This window comes from Ruminococcus sporogenes (assembly GCF_054655175.1).
The window spans coordinates 141,977-166,364 of the sequence record NZ_BAAHOA010000002.1; the positions used below are offsets into that span (position 1 = coordinate 141,977).

At 45.8% G+C, this 24,388-nt stretch carries 21 protein-coding genes and 5 pseudogenes; 5 read left to right on the forward strand and 21 right to left on the reverse strand.

Annotation, left to right across the window (positions count from 1 at the left end):
* Positions 1–62 precede the first annotated feature (62 nt).
* From ACYQ0N_RS07020 to ACYQ0N_RS07045, 6 genes are all read right to left on the reverse strand, one after another.
* On the reverse strand, positions 63–1,742 hold the full coding sequence (locus tag ACYQ0N_RS07020) for a recombinase family protein (protein ID WP_460162292.1): 1,680 nt from the start codon (positions 1,740–1,742) through the stop codon (positions 63–65).
* A 115-nt stretch (positions 1,743–1,857) separates the two neighbouring features.
* A complete protein-coding gene (locus ACYQ0N_RS07025) occupies positions 1,858–2,145 on the reverse strand; it encodes a DUF6870 family protein (RefSeq protein WP_460162293.1) in 288 nt (95 codons plus the stop codon).
* A gap of 104 nt (positions 2,146–2,249) precedes the next feature.
* A complete protein-coding gene (locus ACYQ0N_RS07030; protein ID WP_460162294.1) occupies positions 2,250–2,699 on the reverse strand; it encodes a hypothetical protein in 450 nt (149 codons plus the stop codon).
* Positions 2,700–2,796: 97 nt separating this feature from the next.
* Positions 2,797–3,207: a sigma-70 family RNA polymerase sigma factor gene (locus ACYQ0N_RS07035; RefSeq protein ID WP_177531800.1), complete on the reverse strand. Its 411-nt coding sequence runs from the start codon at positions 3,205–3,207 to the stop codon at positions 2,797–2,799.
* Between the two features lie 498 nt (positions 3,208–3,705).
* Entirely contained in the window at positions 3,706–4,533 is an 828-nt protein-coding gene (locus tag ACYQ0N_RS07040; protein ID WP_460162295.1) for a M23 family metallopeptidase, read from the reverse strand.
* Positions 4,520–5,149 carry a TetR/AcrR family transcriptional regulator gene (locus tag ACYQ0N_RS07045; RefSeq protein ID WP_177531799.1) on the reverse strand — a complete coding sequence of 210 codons (630 nt, stop codon included), beginning with the start codon at positions 5,147–5,149 and terminating at the stop codon, positions 4,520–4,522. The genes ACYQ0N_RS07040 and ACYQ0N_RS07045 overlap by 14 nt, the downstream gene beginning before the upstream one ends.
* A 193-nt stretch (positions 5,150–5,342) precedes the next feature.
* Between ACYQ0N_RS07045 and ACYQ0N_RS07050 the strand changes: the two are divergent.
* Positions 5,343–5,705: pseudogene (locus tag ACYQ0N_RS07050) on the forward strand (helix-turn-helix domain-containing protein).
* Between the two features lie 200 nt (positions 5,706–5,905).
* Here ACYQ0N_RS07050 and ACYQ0N_RS07055 read toward each other — a convergent pair.
* The 14 genes and pseudogenes from ACYQ0N_RS07055 to ACYQ0N_RS07120 all read right to left on the reverse strand — a co-directional run bounded on the left by ACYQ0N_RS07055 (position 5,906) and on the right by ACYQ0N_RS07120 (position 16,336).
* Positions 5,906–7,183 (reverse strand): relaxase/mobilization nuclease domain-containing protein, encoded by a 1,278-nt coding sequence (locus ACYQ0N_RS07055; protein ID WP_460162296.1) that lies wholly within the window; start codon positions 7,181–7,183, stop codon positions 5,906–5,908.
* Positions 7,184–7,323: 140 nt separating this feature from the next.
* On the reverse strand, positions 7,324–7,617 hold the full coding sequence (locus ACYQ0N_RS07060; RefSeq protein ID WP_460162297.1) for a CD1845 family protein: 294 nt from the start codon (positions 7,615–7,617) through the stop codon (positions 7,324–7,326).
* A 231-nt stretch (positions 7,618–7,848) separates the two neighbouring features.
* The gene (gene tnpA / locus ACYQ0N_RS07065; protein ID WP_460162605.1) at positions 7,849–8,313 is read right to left on the reverse strand and encodes an IS200/IS605 family transposase; all 465 of its coding nucleotides are present in this window, start codon (positions 8,311–8,313) and stop codon (positions 7,849–7,851) included.
* Positions 8,314–8,356: 43 nt separating this feature from the next.
* The gene (locus ACYQ0N_RS07070; protein ID WP_460162298.1) at positions 8,357–9,547 is read right to left on the reverse strand and encodes an IS256 family transposase; all 1,191 of its coding nucleotides are present in this window, start codon (positions 9,545–9,547) and stop codon (positions 8,357–8,359) included.
* Between the two features lie 310 nt (positions 9,548–9,857).
* Complete coding sequence (locus ACYQ0N_RS07075; RefSeq protein ID WP_460162299.1) at positions 9,858–10,433, reverse strand: hypothetical protein; 576 nt, start codon at positions 10,431–10,433, stop codon at positions 9,858–9,860.
* A gap of 363 nt (positions 10,434–10,796) precedes the next feature.
* Positions 10,797–11,143: pseudogene (locus tag ACYQ0N_RS07080) on the reverse strand (plasmid mobilization protein).
* Positions 11,140–11,304, reverse strand: coding sequence for a hypothetical protein (locus tag ACYQ0N_RS07085; RefSeq protein ID WP_460162300.1), 165 nt, complete (start codon positions 11,302–11,304; stop codon positions 11,140–11,142). Before ACYQ0N_RS07085 ends, ACYQ0N_RS07080 begins: the two are co-directional and overlap by 4 nt.
* Before the next feature lie 12 nt (positions 11,305–11,316).
* Positions 11,317–11,724, reverse strand: a complete 408-nt coding sequence (locus ACYQ0N_RS07090; RefSeq protein ID WP_460162301.1) for a defense against restriction DarA-related protein — start codon at positions 11,722–11,724, stop codon at positions 11,317–11,319.
* Positions 11,696–12,655, reverse strand: a pseudogene (locus ACYQ0N_RS07095) (C40 family peptidase); the annotation flags it as partial. The pseudogene ACYQ0N_RS07095 and the gene ACYQ0N_RS07090, both read right to left, overlap by 29 nt.
* Positions 12,656–13,019: 364 nt before the next feature.
* A pseudogene (locus ACYQ0N_RS07100) lies at positions 13,020–13,813 on the reverse strand (VirB6/TrbL-like conjugal transfer protein, CD1112 family); the annotation flags it as partial.
* A gap of 11 nt (positions 13,814–13,824) precedes the next feature.
* Positions 13,825–14,037 (reverse strand): Maff2 family mobile element protein, encoded by a 213-nt coding sequence (locus ACYQ0N_RS07105; protein WP_016316823.1) that lies wholly within the window; start codon positions 14,035–14,037, stop codon positions 13,825–13,827.
* 97 nt (positions 14,038–14,134) lie between these two features.
* Positions 14,135–15,018: pseudogene (locus ACYQ0N_RS07110) on the reverse strand (VirD4-like conjugal transfer protein, CD1115 family); the annotation flags it as partial.
* A gap of 61 nt (positions 15,019–15,079) precedes the next feature.
* Complete coding sequence (locus ACYQ0N_RS07115) at positions 15,080–15,166, reverse strand: hypothetical protein (protein WP_460162606.1); 87 nt, start codon at positions 15,164–15,166, stop codon at positions 15,080–15,082.
* A 57-nt stretch (positions 15,167–15,223) separates the two neighbouring features.
* Entirely contained in the window at positions 15,224–16,336 is a 1,113-nt protein-coding gene (locus ACYQ0N_RS07120) for an ISAs1 family transposase (protein WP_460162302.1), read from the reverse strand.
* A gap of 229 nt (positions 16,337–16,565) precedes the next feature.
* Here ACYQ0N_RS07120 and hsdR point away from each other — a divergent pair, with 229 nt between their 5' ends.
* From hsdR to ACYQ0N_RS07135, 3 genes are read left to right on the forward strand one after another with little or no spacing between them, the layout of a single operon-like run.
* Positions 16,566–19,847: a type I restriction-modification system endonuclease gene (hsdR, locus tag ACYQ0N_RS07125; protein ID WP_460162303.1), complete on the forward strand. Its 3,282-nt coding sequence runs from the start codon at positions 16,566–16,568 to the stop codon at positions 19,845–19,847.
* Positions 19,844–21,274 carry a class I SAM-dependent DNA methyltransferase gene (locus ACYQ0N_RS07130; protein ID WP_460162304.1) on the forward strand — a complete coding sequence of 477 codons (1,431 nt, stop codon included), beginning with the start codon at positions 19,844–19,846 and terminating at the stop codon, positions 21,272–21,274. Before hsdR ends, ACYQ0N_RS07130 begins: the two co-directional genes overlap by 4 nt.
* Positions 21,274–22,869, forward strand: a complete 1,596-nt coding sequence (locus ACYQ0N_RS07135) for a restriction endonuclease subunit S (protein WP_460162305.1) — start codon at positions 21,274–21,276, stop codon at positions 22,867–22,869. The genes ACYQ0N_RS07130 and ACYQ0N_RS07135 overlap by 1 nt, the downstream gene beginning before the upstream one ends.
* On the opposite strand, the gene ACYQ0N_RS07140 is transcribed toward ACYQ0N_RS07135, so the two are convergent.
* A complete protein-coding gene (locus ACYQ0N_RS07140) occupies positions 22,858–23,397 on the reverse strand; it encodes a restriction endonuclease subunit S (RefSeq protein WP_460162306.1) in 540 nt (179 codons plus the stop codon). The genes ACYQ0N_RS07135 and ACYQ0N_RS07140 overlap by 12 nt on opposite strands.
* Positions 23,398–23,541: 144 nt before the next feature.
* Between ACYQ0N_RS07140 and ACYQ0N_RS07145 the strand changes: the two genes are divergently transcribed.
* A complete protein-coding gene (locus ACYQ0N_RS07145) occupies positions 23,542–24,354 on the forward strand; it encodes a tyrosine-type recombinase/integrase (protein ID WP_460162307.1) in 813 nt (270 codons plus the stop codon).
* Positions 24,355–24,388: the final 34 nt, after the last annotated feature.

The following is a 24,388-nucleotide window of genomic DNA, read 5'->3' on the forward strand; positions in this document are numbered from 1 at the left end:
GCAGCAAGCATATGAATGTTTCATATTAGGAAAACACACTGCCAGATAGGATGTAGCGGGCCTTAGCCCGCCACGGCGGGAATTTCAGAAGTGTTAATTTCAATGTACTCGGCAATCTTGCGGAGCTCGTCAGCAAACTTGAATTTAATCTTGATATTACCGTTTTCGTAGACCTTTATGTGATCCACAAGCTCAATGAGGATTTCCCGGTTGAGCGTTTTGATGTTCTGATATTTCATAAATGCCACCAGCGCGGGATGTTCATTGTCAACACCGTTTGCCAGTTCTGCCCGTTCCGTTTTCAGCCGTTCCAGCACATCGGAAAGGGCGGCGGCCTGCCGCTCATAGTCGGCTTTCATGTTCCGGTAGTCCTGCTGGGTAATTTCCCCGTCTTTCCAGTCTTGATAAAGGGACTGTTTGTAACGGGTAATTTTCGCCAGTTCCCGCTCCTTTGCGGTAATCAGATCGTCCAGTCGGAAAGACTGGCTTTTTTTGATAGGGGCCGAATTGATACGGGCAATCGCCTCGGAATAGGAAACAGCCAAATGTACCTGGTACTGAATACCAAACAGGACGGCGGTTTCCAGCCGCTCATGCTTGATTGAGTGCATGGAGCAGGCGGCCCGGGAGCGGTATTTGTAATTAGAGCAGGCATAATATACATTTTTCCCGCTCTGGCTCCGTGTTATGGATTTTCCGCAATCTGCACAGCGGAGAAAGCCGCTGAACAGATGGAGCTCCGTTTTCCGTGGAGCCGTCCGGGTGTCCCGTTTCAAAAGGGCCTGCACCTTATCAAAGGTTTCCCGGTCTATGATTGCCTCGTGGGTATCAGTCACCCGCACCCATTCTTCCTCCGGCACCGCCTCAATCTCATGTACCTTGTAGCTTTTTACACGGCGGCGGCCCTGGACTAAATCCCCGGTATAAATGGGATTTGTGAGAATGTTTTTCAGCACCCGATCTCCCCACATGGGATTGTCAGATACAGAGCAGGAATACGGCAGACCTTTGTTTTTCCGGTAGGTTGTCGGGCTGGGGATGCCGTGGTCATTCAAGTGGTAGACGATGGCCCGTCTTGTTTCCCCTTGCAAAGTCATGTTATAAATGAGCTTTACAATCTCGGCGGCCTCGGAATCGACAATCAACTGGTGCTTATCTTTCGGATCTTTTATATAGCCGTAGGGGGCAAAGGAGCCGATGTACTGCCCGTTGCGCCGCTTGTAATCAAATACCTGGCGGATTTTCTTTGAAGTTTGATAGCAGTATTGATCGTTCATTACATTCGTAATGGGGACGATGATGCTGGAAACGCTGTCCGGGTTTGTAAAGCTGTCCACATTTTCCGCAAGGCTGATAAAGCGGACACCCATCTGCACAAACAGATTATCAATCAGACTTCCCGCATCGCTATAATTCCGGGCAAAACGGGAAAGGTCTTTTACTGCCACACAGTTGACTTTTCCGCTCATAACATCGCTTAATATCCGCTGGAAGTCCTCGCGGTTTGCGTCTGTCCCTGTGTGCCCATCGTCCACATAAAAGGTAATGCTTTCAAATTCCTCAATGTGTCTTTGGTAAAAATCATTCAACAGATCGCGCTGGTTTTTTACGCTGTTGCTGTCATCCTTTCCCTTTTTCAAGTCCTCTTTGGATAGCCGGATATATTTCCCCAGCCGCCAGCGCCGGATTGTATAAGAGGGAGAGAAACTCTGCTGAAACCCTCTGTTTTTTGTTCGTGACATTGTTCCTCCTTCCCTATCACATTACACTTATATTATAACTCTGTCCCATAGGGACAACAAGGATGGCTCCTCCTCGGGACACTTTGTCTCGAAGTAGGGCGGGCCGCAGCCGAAGTTACAGCCCGCTTTTCTGCCGGATCAAATAGTCCGTTAAAGTGTCCTGCAGGGACGGCCCGTTCTCTGAAAATTCGATTTGAACGCCGATGCCACCGATGCAAAAGCAGTACGGATTTTTGACAATCTGTAAAAACCTTGTTATGCGCTCTTTGCGGGAAAGGGCGTTGTCAAAGGTCATACCGCTCACATCGGGCAGAGACTCGGGGGCAACTGCGCCAATGTCAACGCTTTTCATTTGTTCCAGTTCCTGTGCGGATAATCTCACGGTAAAACCTCCTTCTTTCAAATTGCTAAACGCCTCCCGCTGTCCTGTGGGGAAACGCAAAAAAGCGGCACCGCAAAAGTGCCGCCCTTTGGCCTGTCCTCACATCGGGACACATTGTCTCGATGTTAATACGGCCCGTTTTCATAATGGCGCTGGGCCTCGTCTAAAGACTTGAAGTCAAACACATAATGGAGCTCCCGAACAACGCGCCGGATGTCCTCAGGGGAAAAACCGCAGTTTTCCATCGCATACATCACATATCCCCGGCAGGCGTTATTGCTCCACGGCTCGGCCAACATAGCGGCCAATGCAGGATCGTACTTCATTTTTTTATTCCCCCTTTGATAAAATTTAGGGAACGCCGCGCCCATTTTCTTGACCTGTCCAAAGACAACTATACTCGGCGCGGCGTCCCCACGCAGGCGAGAGGGCGGCCCGGAGGGACAAGCGGCCAGCTTGTCCACCGCCGGATCGTGGCCGTGAGATGGCCCGTCCCACTTGCGGCGCTGGTGTTGTTCGCTCATTCCCGTTTTTGGGAAGTCACCGCGCACCCGCCGCCCGGCTCCCCGGATCATGCTCGGGGCCACCCTTGTTCATCTGCGGAGAAAAGAAAATCTCCTCTCATAAACCGAGACATTTTTTCATCATTTCCAAGTGGGGGAAACAGAAAAATCAAAAGATTTTTTTCATGCGTTCCAGCCCTCTTTTGATGGACTGGCGGACAGACTCCTCATGTACGCCTTCAGCCTCGGCAATCGCTTTTATGCTTTTGCCAAGAATGATGTGCGCGTCAATCCTCCGGCCCTGGATTTCCGGCAGAGAGTTGAGCGCGTTCCACAGACGGATAAAGAGCTCCATCCGCTCCAAAAGTTCCTGGGGCGTGGGCTCATGCAGGCAGGCCGAGTATTCGATCCCGTCCTCGCAGTCCAGGGAATACTGCGCCTTGTGCCGGGAGAGCCGCCGCTGATAGGCCATTTCATAACGGGCATCCGCAAGAAAGACCTCCGCCACTTTGTCAGAAACCTCGATGAGCTGATCCTGGGTGTACCAATAATAAAAATCTTTCAGATTGATTATAGTCATAAGTAAACCTCCGTTTCGGTGTTTGGTGGACGAGTGACCGAAACGGGGCCCGGCGGGGAACGGCACCCTGGGGAGCCGCCCCGCACCTCGGGACACTTTGTCTCGAAGTGGGGATAACAAAAAGCGCCTGCGCGACGCAAAGCCACGCAAGCGCATGAAATTACAAATTCATTTATGTACTGCCAAATTTCGCATCCACCGCCGGACTGATCCTGCTGGGCGGGTGGGCTTTTTTGACAGGTTAGGGGGATGAAAAAAGATAAAGGACACAGCGATACCTCCTGGACACCGCCGTATCCTTAAAAAAGGGCGACTTTAACACACCCTCCGTATTCTCATTTTTTGAAAAGAAAACGGCGGCTTGAAATTTGTTATTTCAAAACCGCCGTAAGGCTACTGTATTTTGTTTTGGCGCGTGAATATTCAGCCGCCGAAACAACGGTTTTTTTATTATCCCGTTGGGCGGCCAGTAATTGTAATTCTCACTTCGTTTTTACTCTATTTTGAAAACCTTATTCTATCTCGACTTGTGGGTATTCCATTTTTGATGGTACGCCATTCTCCATTTTGATATACTTCGTATTCTTCAAAAGCACAAGGTAATCCATTGGCAACGGTTATGTCACAGCTGTCCATAAGCTGAAAATGTAAATGTGGGGCAAAAGAGTTCCCGGAATGACCTATACGCCCGATAAAATCGCCTTTTTTCACTTTTTGACCAACAGAAACTTGAATTGATCCACTTTGGAGATGGCAAAGTGCTGCGTAAACATTTTCACCACATTCTATGATTATGTAATTCCCGGCAACAGATCGAGTATCATCTTTTTCTGGATCAAAATAGTGAGTATTTTTATACGCATTTGAAAAATCGGAGAATAGATTTGTTCGAGTCCGTTCTTCATAACCGTCCTCGGCCACAACAACAGTACCATCGCAGGGAGCATATATTTCTTGCCCCCAGCAATAGTATTCATTCAGAGGAACACCGAAAAAAAGATACTGTAGCGGACTTACACGGTAGGCTGGTAAGCCAGTCCTATTCCAGTCTACTTGTATAAAATCATAAGCGTATGTTGTCCCTAATTGATTTGTACCATGACTTGGAATTTTTGTCCCCGGAGTATTAGGGGAAAGCCATTCTCCTCTTAAAGGGAATTGAACAACAATCGGATTATTTATTGTCTGCACTTCTTGCTCCCTCTCATTTGATTTTTGAAAAGCCATATCTATAACAACAAGTATCACTACGGATAGCAAGCAAGTCAAAAAACGCCTATTTCGTCTGGTAGAGGTTAATGTTTCGGAAAATTTATTTTGACTCATAAAAGATTTTCCGGAGTTCATTAAAGTATTCATCAAGTTTTTTTACAATAGACTCGGTATCTAAGGAAGAACTTTCGCTATTTCGTATTTCTTCCAATACTTGCTCAGCAAATCCAATATTTGACCAAAAAATAAATTGTTTACATTTCTCTAAATCCAGCTCTTTTCTAAACTTAGCTTCATCTATATTATCAAAAAGTTTTGGGTAACAGTTGGATTGATCTTTATGCGCTCTAAGTTCCAATTCGTGATTAACTTCACCGGAGTTCGTAATGCGTTTGAGTTTTCCAAATTCTAATATCCAAGGATATTTTTCAGACATCTTAATTTGTAGCAGATAAGACTGCCGTAGTCTTTCAAATACATCTTTTTCTTCGTAGTTCATCTGCTCGAAATATTCTCGTTTTATCAAATTGGAAAAGTAGTCATATACGATAAAAAATAACTCCTGCTTATTGCTTACATAGTGAAACATAAGAGCTTTGGAAATTCCAGCGTTTTTAGCAATTACATTCGTAGATGCATTGTCATATCCTTGTACTGCAAATTCTTTTAATGCAGCATTGAGAATAGCATCTCGCCTTTGCGGTTCTAAATCTAATAATTTTATCGGCATAGGTATCTCCTTACACACAGCAAAATATTGACCTATTAGGTCAATACCATTATACACCAATTTACCTATTAGGTCAACGATATACTGTGATTTTGGCACACTTTTTAAAAAACACGAAACAAAATACTACTATAAGTAAAAACTTATTTCGTTCTCATAGTCTCACCCGAAATGTAGAATAATATAGGGTGATATGAGAATGTACCAATATGACAAAAACCTTGATTTTCACGCCCTTGGCCGTGAGATCAAACGCAAACGGGAGGCAAAAGGCTGAACACAGGAATACCTGGCTCAGCTTGTGGATCGTACCCCGCGCTCGATCATGTATATGGAAAACCGGGGCCAGCACCCCAGCCTCAATGTTTTTTACAAGCTCGTCACCCTGCTGGAAATTTCCGTGGATCAATTCTTTTTCCCGGATGAACTCAAAGGAGAGAGCAACTGCCGGAAACAGATTGATGTCATGCTTAATTCAATGGATGAAAAAGAACTAACCGTTATCAAAGCCACAGCAGAGGGACTCAAGCAAGCCCGGGAAACGGAGGGAGCGTAAGAAAAGCGCGGCCTCCGTTTTTTGCGCCATGTTGCGGGTTGCGCGGTTTCGGCAAGCAATTCGGGTGTGGCCACACTCCGAAATTTTTGCAGGCACAAGGCCCGCAAAAATGCTTGTTGGGGAGCTCCCCAAACCCGCTGGACTTCGGGACAAATTGTCCCAAAGTCCCGGCGCGATGCGCCTGTTACCTGCGGCCCGGGCTAACGCTCCTGGGCCTTATTTTCCCGCCCGTCCGTGTGGCCGAGCAGATAATCAATGTTCGCCTTGACCGCCACAGCCTGCCGCATATCCGCTTGGGCCTTGCGGTACTCAGCATAAAGGGCCTTTTTCTTTTCGGAGAGCTCCCGGCGCTCCTTTTTCAGCGCGTTCATTTTCGGGAGTTTTGCCCCAACTAATATCTCATTCATCGCCGCCTTGTAGCCGTTAAATACAGGCCGCGTCTTTGCATAGTCCACCGTGGCCCCCATGAGCCGGACAGTATGCGAGAGCGCCGCCTCCGTGTCCCGCAGCTCCCCGTCCAAAGTATGAAAGCGATCCACCGCCGCCTCGGTACTTGCGGACAACTCGTCATAGTCCATAAGGTTATGCTCCTGGAGATACTGGAGCGCGGCGGCCATTTGTTTCAAATTGTAAACCTTCGCCCACCGCTCATAGGCCGGGCTTTTGCCCTGGGCCATGCGCTGTTGAATATCAATCATCAGATTGACGCGCCGGGGCGGGGCTGGACTGTCCTCCGGGAGCTCCGGGATGGGCTGCTCCCCGGCGATTACCGCCCGGATGCCCTCGGGATCAAAGCCGTCTCCCAGGGTGGATGCCCGCAGGCGGGTGTACTTATCCTGCCCCGGAGCTAGGAACGAGAGCACACCGCCGCGCCCATGCTTTACCGCAAAGCCAGCCTCCTCCATGAGCCGCAGAAAGGCCGCAAAGTCGGCGGGCTTTTTTTCCAGAGCCTCCACAACGGCCAGCCGCACCCGCTGTTGCGCGGACGGCGGTTTTTCCCCGATCCACTGGCCATAGTGGAGGAAACGGCCCTTGCTGTGCTGTTTCGGATTTTGAATAACCGACAGCTCATGCTCAATGCACACCCGGTCAGAGAGCCGCCGCAGAGCAAAGGACGAGCCGATGAAGTTATGAAACTTCCGGGAGCAGTCAAAGGCCGTGGAATTGAAATAAATGTGGTTATGCAGATGGCCCTTGTCAATATGGGTACAGACGAAAAACTGATACTTGCCTTTCGTCCAGCGCATAGCCGTTTCATAGCCGATTTTGTTTGCCTCCTCCGGCGTGACCTCACCGGGTGGAAACGCCTGCCGGATCTGAAAGAACAGGGCCCCGCGCTCCACGGCCCGGCCCGTCTCCGCCTGGTACTGGCTTTTTGTCAGAAGAAACTCGGCGGGGGCCGATGCTGGATCGCAGAGATAGGCAGACACGGCCCCCAGCTTTTTCGGATTGAGCCCATAGGCAAACCGCTCCTCCATCGTCTGAACAGCCGTTTTTCCCGCCGCTACTTTGTAGGGCCGGATGTAAGTTGTAGCCGTGGCCGCACCTCCTTTTCAAGAAAAAGGGCGGCTGTGTTCCAGCCGCCGCATAGGACTTCGGGACAAATTGTCCCAAAGCGTCATCCCGTGATAAAGCTCTTTAACGAGTAGTTGAGATCGTCCAGCAGGCAGACCAGCCACTCGGCTGCGGCGGGCAGGCTGAAAGGGGAAAGCAGAAAAGCAAGCACCAGCCCCGTGATCCCCCATTGTGGATTGCCCTGGATGAACAGTTCAAACAGGCCGCACAATGCGAGAAAAGAGGACAGGATGCCAAACACCCAGGACGCAAGAGACACACTAAAGTTTAATACCGCTACCATGAGCGTAAGGGCCAGCACAAAAGGGGCCACGATGATTTTCAGAATGATCCGCATAACTTGCTACCTCCTTGTTTTGATTGACAGGTTATCCCTATACGATAATTATACCTCTGTCCGGGAGGGACAACAAGGATGGCTCCGGCTTTCAACACCTCGGGACAAATTGTCCCGAAGTAGTCAAGACCACCCCTGAAAGGGGTGGCTTGAAATAGCCCCGTAGGGGCATAGTGAGGCCAGCGCCTAAAAGACGCTGGCTTTCACTACGTTCAAGCCATTGTGGACTGATTACCTCGCGTTACCCTTAAAAGGGTTTTCGTACTCTTTCGTGCTAACTTTGTCCTCTATCTGATCCTGTTTCTCTTGCTTTTGAATATACTTCCTCAGGGCCTTCTCCTGTAAGCCTACCGTGCTGACGTAATACTCGGTGGCCCAGAAGTGTCGGTTGCCGTACTTGTACTTGAGATTTGCGTGACGCTCGAATATCATCATCGCACTTTTTCCCTTCAGATATCCCATGAAGCTTGACACCGAATACTTGGGCGGTATCGACAACAATAGATGGATGTGATCCGGCATTACTTTTCCCTCCAGGATCGCTACCCCTTTCCACTTGCATAAATTCCGGATGATATCTCGGATATCCTCCCGCATCCCCCAATAATCTATCTTCCTTCTATACTTCGGCGTGAACACGATGTGATACTTGCACACCCATTTACTATGTGCTAAACTGTCCGCCGGTAGTGTCAAGGATTTTGCGCAAATTGGTTTGCAGACTCCGGGATGAATGAAGTCAACCAGCAATGGAGGCGTCCTCAACGGCAGCCTCCAAGTGCTTCATGTTCATGTACTTTTTGTTGCCCCACTGGGTGCCGGCCACATGGCGCAGCCGGGCACAGACTAGCATGAGAGCAGAGTTACCGTCCGGGAAACTACCCACCACACGGGTGCGGCGGCGGATCTCCCGGTTCAGCCTCTCAATGACATTGTTGGTGTGGATGCAAGTCCAGTGTTCGCTGGGAAAGTCGCAGTAGGTCAGCGTTTCCTCAATGCCATCCTCCACCTTCTTGGCAGCCTCTTTCAGCTTCATAGCGCGCAGCTGCTCCACCACGGCTTTGGCCTTCTCCTGGGCAGCTTTCTTGCTCTCCTGGGCGTGGATCGCCTTAAGCATCTTGGCCACCAGCTTCACCTTGGAATGAGGTATCACAGAGAACACATTGCGGTAAAAATGGACAGTGCAGCGTTGGTATTTGGCCTCAGGAAACACTTCTCCCACAGCCTCCAGCATACCAAGGCACTTGTCTCCAACGATGAGTTTTACCCCGTTCAGGCCACGGCTACGGAGCCACTGGAAAAAGCTGATCCAACTGGCCTTGTCCTCTTTCATGCCCTCGGCAGCACCTAAGACCTCACGGTATCCGTCCTCGTTGACTGCAATCGCCACCAGAATGGCCACATTTTCAAACTCTCCGCCCCAGTTACGGCGCAGATAGATCCCGTCCACATAGACGTATGGATACCGCTCGCCTTGTAAATGGCGATTTCGCCAATCCTCAATGTGGACATATGCTTTCTTGTTCAGCTCACTGATGGTGGAGGGCGAAACCTTGCTGCCCCACAGGGCCTCAGTAATGTCCTCCACACGCCGGACGGATACGCCTGCCAGGTACATCTCAATGAGAGCCTCTTCCACACTGCTCTCCCGACGGCGGTACCGTTCAATGATGGCAGTCTCAAAAGAGATACCCTTGAGCTTGGGCACCTTGAGCGTGACATCTCCAGAAGTGGTGGTGAGGTTGCGGCTGTAGTGGCCGCTGCGGTAGCCCTGGCGCTGCTCATTGCGCTCGTACCGGGCTGCCTGGGTCAGCTTCTCCGCCTCGGCCTCCAGCAGTTCGTTGAGGGTTTCCTCTACGCTGCCTCGTACCAACTCCTTGAGCTGGCCCTTGATTACTTCCTCATTTAGCTGTACAATCTTCTCGGACATGGTTTGCTGTCTCCTTTCGAATGGTGTGTTGCGACTTCATTCTACCAGAGATCTGCAAACCATGTCTCTTTTTATCCTCTTTTCAATTTGCGAAACTTATTCTACCTTATCCCATCGGTGCGGCTCTATTTAAATTCTCAACCTCACCCGCAAAGCGGGTGGTTATTGGTTCCGCTTGGCGCGGAACTCGCTAAAGCGAGTGAAAGCCGGGGAACGGCTAAACCGCTCCCCGGCAGGGCTAACACTTCACAATAGCAAACAGCTTTTCTTGTGAGCAGCTCATTTTAGTTGTTGTAGAGTACAAAATAATTTACTCTTGTTCATTTAACAAAGCATGAATTACCTTAATAATGGCCAATCCCAAATCAATCATAAAGGTCTTTTGAACCTCTGAAAACGCATTTCTTTCGTTAATTGATTTTGTTGCCGAGTGTCTAAAGCATTGTATCCTTTTCCTGTAATTTTTAATTGTGTCTTCGCTAATATAATCAAAACATATTTTTGAATAATCAAGCGTAATATAATTTCCGTCTTTCTTCAAAAGGTTTTCTATCAAGTTTGCTATTTCAGCCAGTTTTTCATCTGTGCTCATTTTTTGAAATGATGCTTGCCGAGTAGATATTTCCTTAAATTTCGCCTCTATCACATTACCCAATTCTATGTATCTATCCTTTTGGCTAAATGTAAGATTTGCAACAAACTTTCTCCGCTCTCTATACGGAACCGTACCATTAACATCTTTGTTATTGTTTATTAGCTTATTCCTTATTTCTTTATTAACGAACTCAAAACTATCCAAAGGTGGATGTTCAATAATTCTGGGAAATTCTTCAATATAATACCCATTTTTATTAAGATAAAATAAAATCAAATCAAATAAAACCAACACTTATTCTCTTTATCATGATTTTCGTTTTCTGGCAGACATAAATATTTGAATTTTTCTATTGCATCATCGGTGTCACTAATAATGAATTTATAATTCTGCGTTTCCTGCACACCATAAAATACATTATAAGTGGTATTTACATCACTGATTAAGTCATAAAAATTGTAGTAGTATTCTGTCTTGAGGAGCGGGGTACTATGGATTTAAGGAAGTATTATTTGGAAAATATTTCAGTTAGCTACATTGTTATTTTAAGAAAGCATAACATAAAGAAAATGGTTTGTCTATGTTATTGACTTCGGGACAAATTGTACCGAAGTAGTGAAAGCCAGGGAACGGCTAAACCGCTCCCCGGCAGGGCTAACACCCCACAATCGCAGACAGCTTTTTCAAAAGATCAGATAAGGGCCCCCACAGCGTTTCATAGTCCCGTTGCAGCCCTTTGATCTCCTCGGGATAAATGCCGCCGTAGGTGTTGGCCTGGATTGCCACTTGATTAAGGTTGTTGGAGCACCGCCGCTGGAGCGATACCAGTTCCCGGACGGGGGACAGGTCAACATGGAGCACATAGCCGTTTAGGGCCATTTTCCGCATATAGGCTCCCATGTTGCGGATGCCCGCCTCGGCCATGCGCTCCCGTATGAGCGCCTGCTCCCCCTCCGACACCATCACATGAAGATGGATGGACGGCGGCGTTTCTTTGTCATCGTTCCTCCCGTTCCAGGCTCCGGCTGGCCCGGGGCGGCTCCTTTACCTTGTCCAACGGCTTTTCCCGTTCCGGGGGCTCTTTCGGTATCGGGGCGTGAAATTCCCGGTACAGCCGCAGGGCCTCCTGGTCGGCAAGTTCCTGTTCCCGTTTTTTCTCCATAGCGCAGTCCTCCTATCTGTCGCCCCGGCTGGGGCTTTTCTTTTCCGGTGCATCCGGGGCCCGGTGTTCCCAGGCCTTGCGTCCGGCCTCTTTCATCTGCCGAGCAATCGGCGGTTTCTTTGCCGCACCCCGCTCCGGCACAGGCTCACGGCCCACGGGATTGTCATGGGCGGGCCTCAGCTCATAATCGGCCATCTGCTCTTCCGTCAGCGGGTGGAGATACCACAGCTCGCCCCATGCCCGGAATGACTCGCCCTCCACTGGCTGGCGGGCGTTGTAGTTGAGATGGGCCACAGGCAGGTTGTCCTTCGGGCGGGGATAGGTGGCTATATCCACGGGCCGCTGGGTAGAGTAATACTTGAAAAAATCCGGGCCGGAGGTTTCCAGCCGGGAGCCCCTGGGCCCCCAGGCGGCCCACATTCCAGCCGGAGTGATTGATTACCCAGGACACATAGCCGGAGCAGTCAAAGGAAGTGGACGGGCTGGAGCCTCCCCACACATAGGGATAGCCGATGTACTTCTGTGCCTCGGAGAGCATGGCGGCAAAGGTTTCATCGTCCAGATATTCCCCGGGCACTTCGTAGCCCTCCGGCGTTTCCGTGTACTTTCCCACATACTCGGAGCCGGGGAACAGGTCGGGGCGGTTTCCCAATGTTGCCATGTAGATGGCGTACCGGGACATCTGATCCTCACTCAACAGATAGACAGGCAGATGGGACAGATTTTTGTTTTCCAGCGTCACAAAGCAGATGTAGTAATTGTAAGGGACTTCCACATCGTAATCGTTGCCCTCGCTGTCGGTGCGGGTTTCCGTCCGGTAGCGCACCTCCACCACTACATCCTCAGTCAGAATGTACTGGCGGTCAAAGAGCATTTGCAGGGAGCCCTCCACCTGGTCAAGCGTCCACTGCCCCTCATGGAGCGAACACAAAAGGGACAACAGCACATAGGGATCATGTTTGATCTCATCCAGGTCAAAATGATACTCGTCATAATCGTGAGTGCTTTCGTAGCTGTCCAGATAGTCGGAAAGCTCCGTCTCTAAACCGCAGTAGGCGTCCTCAGCCCCAAGCAGATCCCCATCCTCGCAAGGGTAGGTGCTTGCCCCCACCGCGCCGATGGTACTGTTCCCCAGCGTGACAAGGGAGGACGAGCAGGACTGCATCACCAGCACAAGCAGGACGCAGGCCAGGACCAGCAGACAGCCCACGGGATGGCGTTTGACAAAACCCACCGCCTGGGCCGCCAGTTTTTCCGTAGTTACAGCCGTTTTCCCGGCGGCCTGGGCCCCGTGTTTGGCGGCCTCCTTCGCCTGCTTTTGATACCGCCTGCGGAGCCGCCGTTTCTGCCAGTAGCGGGGCAGGGCATTTTTAGACAGCTCCGGGTGATCCTGGGCGGCGGTGCGGAAGTGATAGTCCGCCGTGGCCTTGATATATTTGGACTCGGCCCGCCGGACAGCCTTTGCCGGGGGCTCCCGGATTTTCCGTTTCACATACTGGGAGCCATGCCGCAGAACGGACTCGCCCACAAGCTCGGAGCGGTGGGCTCCTTCGATGCCCACATTTTCGTGCTCGTTTTCATAAATCTTGCCATGCACAAAGCCGTGGACGGAGCCGCTGGCCACCCGGCCCACACGCTTAACCGGGCCCGGCTTTTTCGGCGGTTTCTGTTTTGCCAAAATCGTCCGGTCACTCTGGGCCTGGGACAAAAGGATTATAGCCAACGGCTCCCCATATCGCGCCGATGGGATCGCCGCTTGTGGCTATCCCTTGAATAAGCACCGCATAGATGCCCACGCACAGCAGGATCAAAAGCCCCTGGAAATAGCGAACAAGGACTTCAGATAATTCTGCCCCATGCTCCCCATTTCCCGGTTGGACAGGGTAGCCACCGGGATGGGCGCTAAACTGGTCAGCATATAGATTTCCAGCATACGGCCATAAATCAGAACAAAAATCACGATGTTCAGCGCGGTCATGGTAAAGCCGATAAAGATAGACTGGAGCCACAGGCCCAAAAGGGAGCCAATCCCCATTGTCTCCAGCGTGGCCTCCAAATCCGCCAGCATATCCGGCGATATGTCCGTGGAGCCCTGGATCACCCCCGCCGAGCTTGCAATCACGCTCTGCGACACATCAAAAATCGCGTTGACGATATTAAATGTGTTGGAGAGGATGAGGATGGCCGCCGCCGTTTTGAAAATCCACTTGAAAAACATCCAAGTGTCGATGTCATGTAAGTTGTTGCGGTCTATCAGCATTTGAATGAGCTCATAGACTGCCACATAGGTTAGGACTAACCCGGCAATCGGTAAAATTACCGTCTCGGAAATCTGGCGGATGAGGGAGAAAACTCCGGCGTTCCACGCCGCCGGAGTTGTTCCCACCTCCCCCGCAATCTCCCCGACTCGGGCATTTACCGTATCAAAAAGGCCGCTCAGATTGCCTAAAATGCCTTCAATGAGCAGGCTTTTGAGCCAGTCGGTCAGCCAGTCGGTGAGAAATCCCATAAGCCGCTACCTTAAAACAGGCCGGACAGCAGAGGGATCAGCGTGGTGCCGATAACGATGATGCCGCCGCCGGCCATGAGCTGTTTCATGCCCTGCGACTTAGATCCAGGGTTGTCCGAGCCGTAGCCCTCCAGAAGATTGACTACGCCCCACACGCCCAGGCCAGCGCCCAGCGCAATCACAAGTGTCTGTAAGGTAGTAATAGCAGATGCGAAAAAAGCCATATAAGCCTCCATTTCTCCGGGTGTTCCCCGGCCATGAAAAAAGCCGCCATCACTGGCGGCAGGTTACAACTTCGGGACACTTTGTCCCAAAGTCCATTTATGCAAAGGCGTCTGGATCGTCGATGTCGTCATAGTTGAGGATGTCCTCGTCCTCTTCCGTGAGCGCATCGTCCGGCACAGCCACCTCATACATCTCACACGCCTCGTTAAGCCCGGGCCGCCTGCGGCGGTTGATGAGCTTATCAAGGTCAAAAGCGTTTTTGATTTTGTCGGCCTCAGCCGTGTATTTATAATTCGGGTGCTTTTTTAGGTCATACTTCGGGGAGTAGAACGGGGGCAGACCCCTAAGCTGTAAAATGCACTTGTCCCCGGGCATGGTTGCCAGCTCGCTGGGCGTCATCAGCTCCCGGCCCAGCCGCTGGGTGTTCAGATTGTAGCTTTCCGACTGCCCCTTCGAGCAGCCATCGGTCTGCATATAGATGGTTGCTTTCCCCAGCCAGTTTTCCGATATTTCCTTGATGGTGCTGGCCTCGCGGCCTCCCAGGAATACCACGCTGTCCATATTTCCGAGAATTGTCTCCGCGTGTTTATCGTAAATGGCCTTGCACTGCACCAACTGCTGGTAAAAGAGCGTCAGCGACACCTCGCGGGAGCGGATCACGGCGCAGATTTTTTCGAGCTGGGGCACCTGTCCCGTGTTGGCCGCCTCGTCCCACAGCACCCGTACATGGTGGGGCAGGGGCCCCCGTGAACATTGTCGGCCCGTTCACACAGCAGATTGAACATCTGTGAAAAGGCCAGGGCAACAATGAAGTTATAGGTGGGCGTGGTGTCAGAAATCGTGAAGAATACCGCCGTTTTCCGATCCCCGATGCGGTCAAGCTCCAGCTCGTCATAGGACATGACCTCCCGGAGCTGGGGGATGTCAAATGGGGCCAGACGGGAACCGCAGGAAATCAAAATACTTTTGGCCGTCTTGCCTAAAGTCACTTGTCAAGGACTTTTTAATCATTTTATATGTAATTCTGCACAATTAAACAAATCACATACGCCGAATTGCGCCACAATTTGTACAAATTGCCCTGATTAAAAAGTATACAGTTCGCTGCCTACACTTTTCATATCTCAGTTTTCTGTTTTATAAATTATTCAAAATTTAAAAAATCGACCACGGCAACAGCATTTATTATTGAGGCGAAACAGATGACGGGTCGAGGAGGATATCAAGAAAGAGAGCAGGTTCAAGGGCGGCTCTGAACATAAGACGTTTCTTGCTAATGCGATTATATTGAGCCTGAGAAACGAGGTTTAATGCGGTCTTTCTTAGTACATTGAGATTTAACGGAGAATTGTCCTTTCTGGCTCTTGAAGCGTCCTCGCGAAAGATAACGTCAAGACACCAATGAAGCTGATTTTCAATAGACCAATGCTTTCGAACGGAGTAAGAAAATTCATTAAGATCAGTCAATGATGAGATAAAATACCTTGTAAACTCGTGGGTTTCACCTTTTTCGGTAATCGTTGATTTAACTGAACCAAGAGTTTTCAGCCCAATCCACTCGCTCCTTTGTTCAAGCCAAGATAAGTCGGTTAAAAGGCGATACTCTCTCTTTTCAATTCTCCCATGACCTTTGTCGAGAGTAGTTGCGGAGGGAATCACTTTATAAAATTCGTTGAAATAATCTTCCGTGTCCTTATACAGTGCAGGTTGATTCTGTTTTAACCCTATAACATAATCAGCTTTTTTCTCGGTTATTGTTTCAACGATTTTCTTCTGGCAGCTCATTGCATCTGCTGTGACAATTGAACCTTTAACATCAATTAGGTTGAGCAGTTCGGGAACTGCTGTAATTTCATTCGTTTTTTCTTCAACCGTCAGTTCACCCAGCGTAAGCTGATTTTCTGCAGCAAATGCACTTATTACGTGATACGCCCTGTGCTTTGCGTTTCCGCTTCCGCATATTGTTTTGCCGTCTATTGCAACCACGCCACGCTCCGCTCTTTCGGCTGCCACCCAATCTATCAGGCATGACGATAGTTCAGACGGGTCAAGTTTTTCAAACACCCGTCTGAATGTATCACTGTCCGGTATACCGTTCGGAAGTTCAAGAAATTTCCCCAGATATTCCTGACGACTTTTGCCGAACGCCTCCATATCGGCAAAATCTTCCCCTCCGCATATTACGGTACAAAATCCAATGATTATTATATCTTCAAGCTTATGTCGGAAATTTCCGTATCCTGTCCTCCTTGGCTCTTTGATATTTTTTATCCCCTTTTTTATTTCTTCTATTTTCATATCTCCTATTATACTTCTTTTCTTCAAAAAAGTAAATGCTGTTGCCGTGAAAAATCGACTTGAAACCATTGCATTCTTCACGACAATATGATATAATATAAAAGAGTATACCCAAATGAAGCATCATATTTCAACTTCTCATACATAGTGTGATGAAGTTTTATTTTAACCTACCATATTCCGATAATTTTATATTATCGGAAGTTTGACATACAATAGGAGGAATAAAATGGTTTCAAATTACGCTTTTTTGGACAACCAATTCCCTGTTCTCAGTGAATTTGGAAAGCTTGCCGAGAAATACCTGTATAGCGACTCCAATTCTTGCCTTATGAAACTTGGTATGATTGGAGAAACAATTGTAAACTTGATGTATTACTATGACAATATTCCCGTTCCGACAGACAGCTCACAAGTTTCAAAAATTGATTATCTTTATAGAGAAGGTCTTTTAACAGATGATTTAACATCATTACTTCATCAATTAAGAAAAATTCGCAATAAAGCTGCACACGATAACTATTCTTCTGTATCTGATGGGATGAAGTTTCTCCCTATCACATACAGCCTTTGCGAATGGTTTATGCAAACTTATGGAGTAGATGGATATAATTATCAGAGCAAACCTTTTGTTATGCCTTTACAAAATGAAGCAGTCACATCTACCATTGCTGAAAAACAAATTGAAAATGCAACATCAGAAAAACTTATTAAAGAAGCAGAAAAGAAAGCGGCTGAATCTCCGGCGGAATCTGTTGCAAACAGAAAGAAAAAAGTTGTACAAGCAAATACACAAAGAATTAAAACCGAAGCAGAAACACGCCTCTTAATAGATGAACAGTTAAGAAAAGTAGGATGGGAAGCTGACACTGATGAGATAAGATATTCAAAAGGTATAAGACCGACAAAAGGACGTAATCTTGCTATTGCTGAATACCCGACAGATTCAAAAATCTCGCACAAAGGTTATGCCGATTATGCTTTGTTTATCGGCGAAAAACTTGTTGCAATAGTGGAAGCTAAGGCAATTCATAAAGACATTCCATCTGTTATTGATTATCAAGGTAAAGATTATCCTCGCAATATTCGCAAAGAAGATGAAAAGTACACTATCGGTAAATGGGGAGAATATAAAGTTCCATTTACATTTGCAACTAACGGCAGACCTTATCTTGAACAGTATAAGCAAAAATCGGGAATATGGTTTCTTGACCTCAGAAGTCTTGATAATACGCCCATTGCATTAAAGGGATGGTTTAGTCCTGATGGTATTGAAGAACTCCTTGAAGCCGATATCGATTCTACAAATAAAAAGCTCGAAGAAATGCCTTACGATTTACTGACAGACAAAAGTGGACTTAACCTCAGACCATACCAGCTTAATGCAATAAAAGCTGCTGAAAAAGCAATAATCGAAGGAAAGAATACTGCTCTTATTGCTATGGCGACAGGCACAGGCAAAACAAGAACTATTTTAGGAATGATTTATCGTTTTTTAAAAACCGAACGTTTCCGCAGAATCCTTTTTCTTGTTGACAGAACATCTTTGGGCGAACAGACTTATGATGTTTTCAAGGAAGTCAAAATGGAAGAACTTCTTACCATTGATGATATTTACAACATCAAGGGGCTTGAAGATAAAACCATTGATAAAGAAACTCGTATTCATATTTCAACGGTACAAGGAATGGTAAAGCGTGTACTTTATAACACAGGCGAAACTATGCCCGCTGTGTCGGACTATGATTTAATTATAGTCGATGAAGCACACAGAGGATATATATTAGACAAAGAAATGACCGATGATGAATCTCTTTATCGTGACCAAAGAGATTATCAGAGCAAGTATCGCACTGTAATTGAGTATTTTAACGCAGTAAAAATAGCTTTGACAGCAACCCCTGCCTTACATACTACTGAAATTTTCGGACAACCTGTTTTCAAATACACATACAGAGAAGCTGTAATAGAAGGTTATCTGATTGACCACGATGCTCCTCATCACATTGAAACAAAACTTAATACAGAAGGTATTCACTATAAAGCAGGAGATACTGTTACCGTGTTTGACCCTGTTACACACGAAATATTAAACGGCGAACTGCTTGACGATGAGCTTGATTTTGATGTTGAGGCATTCAATAAGAAAGTTATTACAGAGCCTTTTAACAGAACAGTTCTTACGGAGATTTCTCAGTATATCGACCCTGAAACACCAAGAGAGAACGGAAAAACTCTAATATATGCAGTAAATGACGACCACGCCGATATGATAGTTTCTATCTTGAAAGAAATTTATTCTCAATATGGTATTGACAATGACGCTATTATGAAAATAACGGGAAGTGTGGCAAATGGCGATAGAAAGAAGATACAAGAAGCTATAAATCGCTTTAAAAACGAGGATTATCCATCGGTTGTAGTTACCGTTGACCTTTTGACAACCGGAATTGATGTTCCGTCAATTACAAATCTTGTGTTTATGCGCAGAGTAAAATCAAGAATACTTTTTGAACAAATGCTCGGACGTGCTACAAGATTATGCCCCGAAATTCACAAAACACATTTTGATATATTCGACCCTGTCGGTGTTTATGATTCTCTTGAAGATGTAAACACAATGAAACCAGTTGTAACGCAACCAAACACTACATTTGAGCAGCTCATTGAGGGCATAAAAGAAACGGCTGACAATGTTGATGTATTGCAGAATCAGATTAACCAGATTATTGCAAAACTTCAAAGAAAAAAGCGTAATATGACAGATGAAACACTCGCTCACTTCAAAGATATGACGGGTGGCTGTACGCCGAACGAGTATATTGACAGCTTGCAGAAGCTTGATACTATTGCTGCTATATCAAAAGTCATCGAAGATATTGAGATTTTCAAATTCATAGACTGCAGTCACGGTAAACCAAAAGGCGTTGTTATATCTCACACGGAAGATACTCTCATTGGAACTACAAGAGGATATGGCAAGTCAGATTCAAAGCCTGAAGATTACCTTGATGAGTTCACAACATTTATTCGTACTCACGTAAATGAAATAGCCGCTTTGAATATTGTCTGCACTCGTCCGAAAGACCTTACTCGTGAGAGTCTTAAATCACTGCGACTTGCACTTGATAGAGAAGGCTTCACTCAGCAGCAGCTTAATACAGCTATTTCACAAGTTACAAACGAAGAAATTGCCGCTGATATTATAAGCATTATCAGAAGATATGCTATCGGTTCGGCTCTTGTAAGCCACGAAGCAAGAATTAAAAAAGCTGTTGATAAGCTCAGGAAAGCACACAAATTCAGCAAATTGGAGGATAACTGGATAAAACGAATGGAAGATTATCTTATGAATGAATCTGTTCTTAATATTCAGGTTTTTGATGAAGACAGCCGTTTCAGGTCACAAGGCGGATTCAGCAGAATCAATAAGGTTTTTTCAAATAATCTTGAAAATATTATCCTTGAACTAAACACATATCTTTACGATGATGGAGGAAAAGCGGTATGACAACGCAGGAAATTGTATCAAAACTTTGGAATCTCTGTAATGTTCTCAGAGATGATGGCATAACATATCATCAGTACGTAACCGAGCTTACATATATTCTGTTTTTAAAAATGGCTAAAGAAACAGGTTCTGAAACACAAGTGCCCGAAGAATACAGATGGGACAAGCTCACATCTAAAAGCGGCATTGAGCTGAAAAAGTTCTATAAGGAGCTTTTAGACCACCTCGGAGAAAAATGCACAGGCAGAGTGCGTGAAATATACTCCGGTGCGGCTACAAATATTGATGAGCCTAAAAACCTTGAAAAAATCATCACCACAATAGATGGATTAGATTGGTTTTCAGCTCGTGAAGAAGGTCTTGGAAACCTCTATGAGGGATTACTTGAAAAGAATGCGAATGAAAAGAAATCAGGAGCAGGACAATACTTTACTCCTCGTGTGCTTATTGATGTAATGACAAAGCTCATCAAGCCACAGCCGGGCGAAAGATGCAACGACCCTGCTTGCGGAACTTTCGGATTTATGATTTCAGCAAGTCAATATGTGCGTGAGCAGACAGATAACTTTTTTACGCTTGATGCAGATACAGCGCAATTTGAACGTGATGAAGCATTTACAGGCTGTGAACTTGTCCACGATACTCACAGACTTGCTTTGATGAATGCTATGCTCCACGATATTGACGGTGAAATTATACTTGGTGATACGCTTTCTAATATCGGAAAGAGTATGAAAAACTATGATGTTGTATTGACAAATCCGCCGTTTGGAACAAAGAAAGGCGGAGAACGTGCAACCCGTGATGACCTGACTTATATGACAAGCAACAAGCAGCTGAACTTTTTACAGCATATTTACCGCAGTCTGAAAACTACGGGAAATGCAAGAGCAGCGGTTGTTCTTCCCGATAACGTGCTTTTTGCTGACGGTGACGGTGAAAAAATACGCCGTGACCTTATGGAAAAATGTAATCTTCATACCATTCTCAGACTGCCGACAGGTATTTTCTACGCTCAGGGTGTAAAAACCAACGTACTTTTCTTCACAAGAGGAACTTCCGATAAGAATAATACAAAGGAAGTATGGATTTATGACCTTCGCTCCGATATGCCGTCATTTGGCAAAACAAATCCTCTTAAAGCCGAGCATTTTAATGAGTTTGTTGAGTGCTACAAAGACGGAAATCTTGCCGAGCGTGTGGAAACATACAGTGAAGAAAATCCAAACGGCAGATGGCGTAAATTCAGCTATGAGGATATTCTTGCAAGAGATAAGACAAGTCTTGATATTACTTGGATAAAAAGCAATAACACAGTAGATGAGCGTACATTGTCTGAACTGATTTACGAAATCAAGGAAAAATCCACAAATATTGCTGCGGCTGTTTCGGCTTTGGAAGAATTGATTGGCGAGGTAGATGAATAATGGATACAAAAGCATTAAGACAAAAAATTCTTGACCTTGCAATCAGGGGCAAGCTTGTACCGCAAGACCCCAATGACGAGCCTGCGTCCGTTTTGCTTGAAAGAATCAGAGCCGAAAAACAACAGATGGTTAAGGACGGAAAGCTGAAAGCAAAGGACATTAAGAATGATACTGTTATCTTCAAGGGTGAAGATAGTTTGCATTATGAGAAGTTCCCCGATGGTACGGTGAAATGTATTGAAGATGCGATTCCGTTTGAGCTGCCGGAGGGGTGGGAGTGGGTGAGATTACAATCAATTTGTGAACCTATTACCGATGGCACACATAAAACTCCCCAATATAGTGAGAATGGTTATGTTTTTCTATCTTCAAAAAATGTAACGAGCGGAAAGATTGATTGGGATAATGTAATGTACATCCCTGAAGATTTACATAACGAATTATATTCAAGATTATCGCCACAAAAAAATGATATATTACTTGCTAAAAATGGAACCACAGGTGTAGCGGCAATAGTAGATAGGGATTGCGTATTTGATATTTATGTGAGTCTCGCACTACTTCGAATCGTTAAATATGTTATTTCACCAGAATATTTATTATCAGTAATAGCAAGTTCGACAATACAAGATTATTTCAGCAGTTCATTAAAAGGTATTGGTGTACCTAATCTGCATTTGGAACATATTCGCACATCATTAATCCCTGTTAGTCCACTCCACGAAAAACACCGCATAGTAGAAAAACTCAACGAGTTATTATCGTTTGTTGATACTATTGAATCTGATAAAACAGACTTGCAAACAATAATCCAGCAAACCAAGTCCAAAATCCTCGACCTCGCTATTCGTGGAAAACTTGTACCGCAAGACCCGAACGATGAGCCGGCAAGCGTTCTCCTTGAACGCATCAAAGCAGAAAAAGAAGAACTTATAAAACAGGGCAAAATCAAGCGTGATAAGAGGGAATCTGTTATCTTTAAAGGTGAGGATAACTCTTATTATGAGAAGGTAGGCTCTGAGGTGCGTTGCATTGATGAGGAATTACCGTTTGAAATCCCTGATAATTGGGAATGGGCAAGACTTCAAACAGTTTGTATGCCTATCACTGACGGTACTCATAAAACACCGACTTATAGCGAAGAAGGTTATACTTTTCTATCTTCAAAAAATGTTGTTAATGGTGTTATTGACTGGGAAAATGTAATGCATATTCCAGAAAATTTACACAACGAGTTATATTCTCGATTGTCCCCGCAAAAAAATGATATTTTATTAGCCAAAAACGGAACAACAGGTGTGGCGGCAATAGTTGACAGAGATTGCGTTTTTGATATTTATGTTACACTCGCTCTTATTCGTACAGTAACCCACGATATTTCTCCACACTATTTACTTCGTATCATTCAAAGTCCAGTAACACAAGACTATTTTAAAGGTTCATTAAAGGGCATAGGTGTACCAAATTTACATCTTGAACAAATAAGAACTGCTTTAATTCCTATATGTCCGTTTAGTGAGCAACAACGCATTACCGCCAAAATCAAAGCTTTATTTGATATGCTTGACGGCATTGAAAACGCTTTAATCGAGTAATTCAACTATACTATCCAAATAGGAAAATAATGATGTTATCTTACTTGCTATGGCTTTTTGTTCTTCTATTGGTGGAATAGGGATAAGGAGATTTTTTAAGGTTAGTGGCTTAAGTTCTTTTTGATTTGTTGAGCCTTCTCCCATTTTTTCAAGCTGCGATTGTAAAGCTTTCATATATGCATATACATAATCAGCGAGTAAAGATTTATACGCTCGTATAATCGTCACATGAGAATCAGGCACAATCGGTAAACGATTTGCATTATCAGAATTCCTGTATATTCCCACACGCCCTAAAGTTCCTGTTCCAGTGGAATTGATAACTATATCACCATCCAACATATATTCCGTATCAGAGTATTTGCTTAAAGCATTGTTATCAAGGAATAGTGACAGGCTAATATCAATGCCGTTACATTTGGTGTTGCATTTTTGAGCGAATACAAGCGTTGAGCCTGTTTCTGCATATTTAGGAGATTTACCTCGTTTAATTTCTTTACGGCAACAATTTTCAAGCCTACACCACATCCACGAATCCGGTATTTCAAATGGTATTTCCTCGTCAATACAAGTGACTTTACCACCTACCTTCTCATAATAAGAGAGAACTACTTATAATTACACCTCTGTTATAATTAAAGTGCAAGGAATTTCGCACCAATTATAACGGAGGTGTTTATTTTGAAAGGAACATTTGAAGAATATCTGAGAAAAACTAATCTCTCAGAAAACACGATTGAATCGTATTTGTGGACGGTCGATTTCTACCATTCGCATTACGACAGCGTCAGTAAGGAAAATCTGCTTGCCTACAAGGGCTATCTGATGGAGTTTTTCAAGCCGAAAACCGTGAATCTGCGTATTCAGGCAATGAACAAGTACCTTGATTATCTTGGCAAGGAAAAGCTCCGCTTGAAGGCTGTGAAGGTTCAGCAGAAAAACTTTCTTGAAAATGTAATCAGTAACGCTGATTATAATTTTCTCAAGAAACAGCTTAAAAAAGATGGTAATATGGAATGGTATTTCGTTGTGTGGTATCTTGCGGCAACCGGTGCCAGAGTCAGTGAACTGATACAGATTAAGATTGAGCACGTTGAACTCGGTTATTTTGATTTGTATTCAAAGGGTGGAAAGCTCCGCAGACTTTACATACCGAAGAAGCTGCGTAATGAAACAATGGAATGGCTGAAAGAAGAAAAACGCACTTTTGGCTATTTGTTTTTAAATCGTTTTGGTGAGCGTATTACCACAAGGGGAATTTCTCAGCAACTGAAGAACTATGCCGACAAATACGGACTTGATAAAAAGGTGGTTTATCCTCATTCATTCCGTCACCGTTATGCCAAGAATTTCCTCGAAAAGTACAATGACATTGCACTGCTTGCCGACCTTATGGGACACGAAAGCATCGAAACAACACGAATTTACCTGCGCCGTACCGCCAGCGAACAACAGGAGCTTGTCGATAAAATCGTGACTTGGTAATCAAAACATTCTAACAACACGCAAGCCGTTCTCT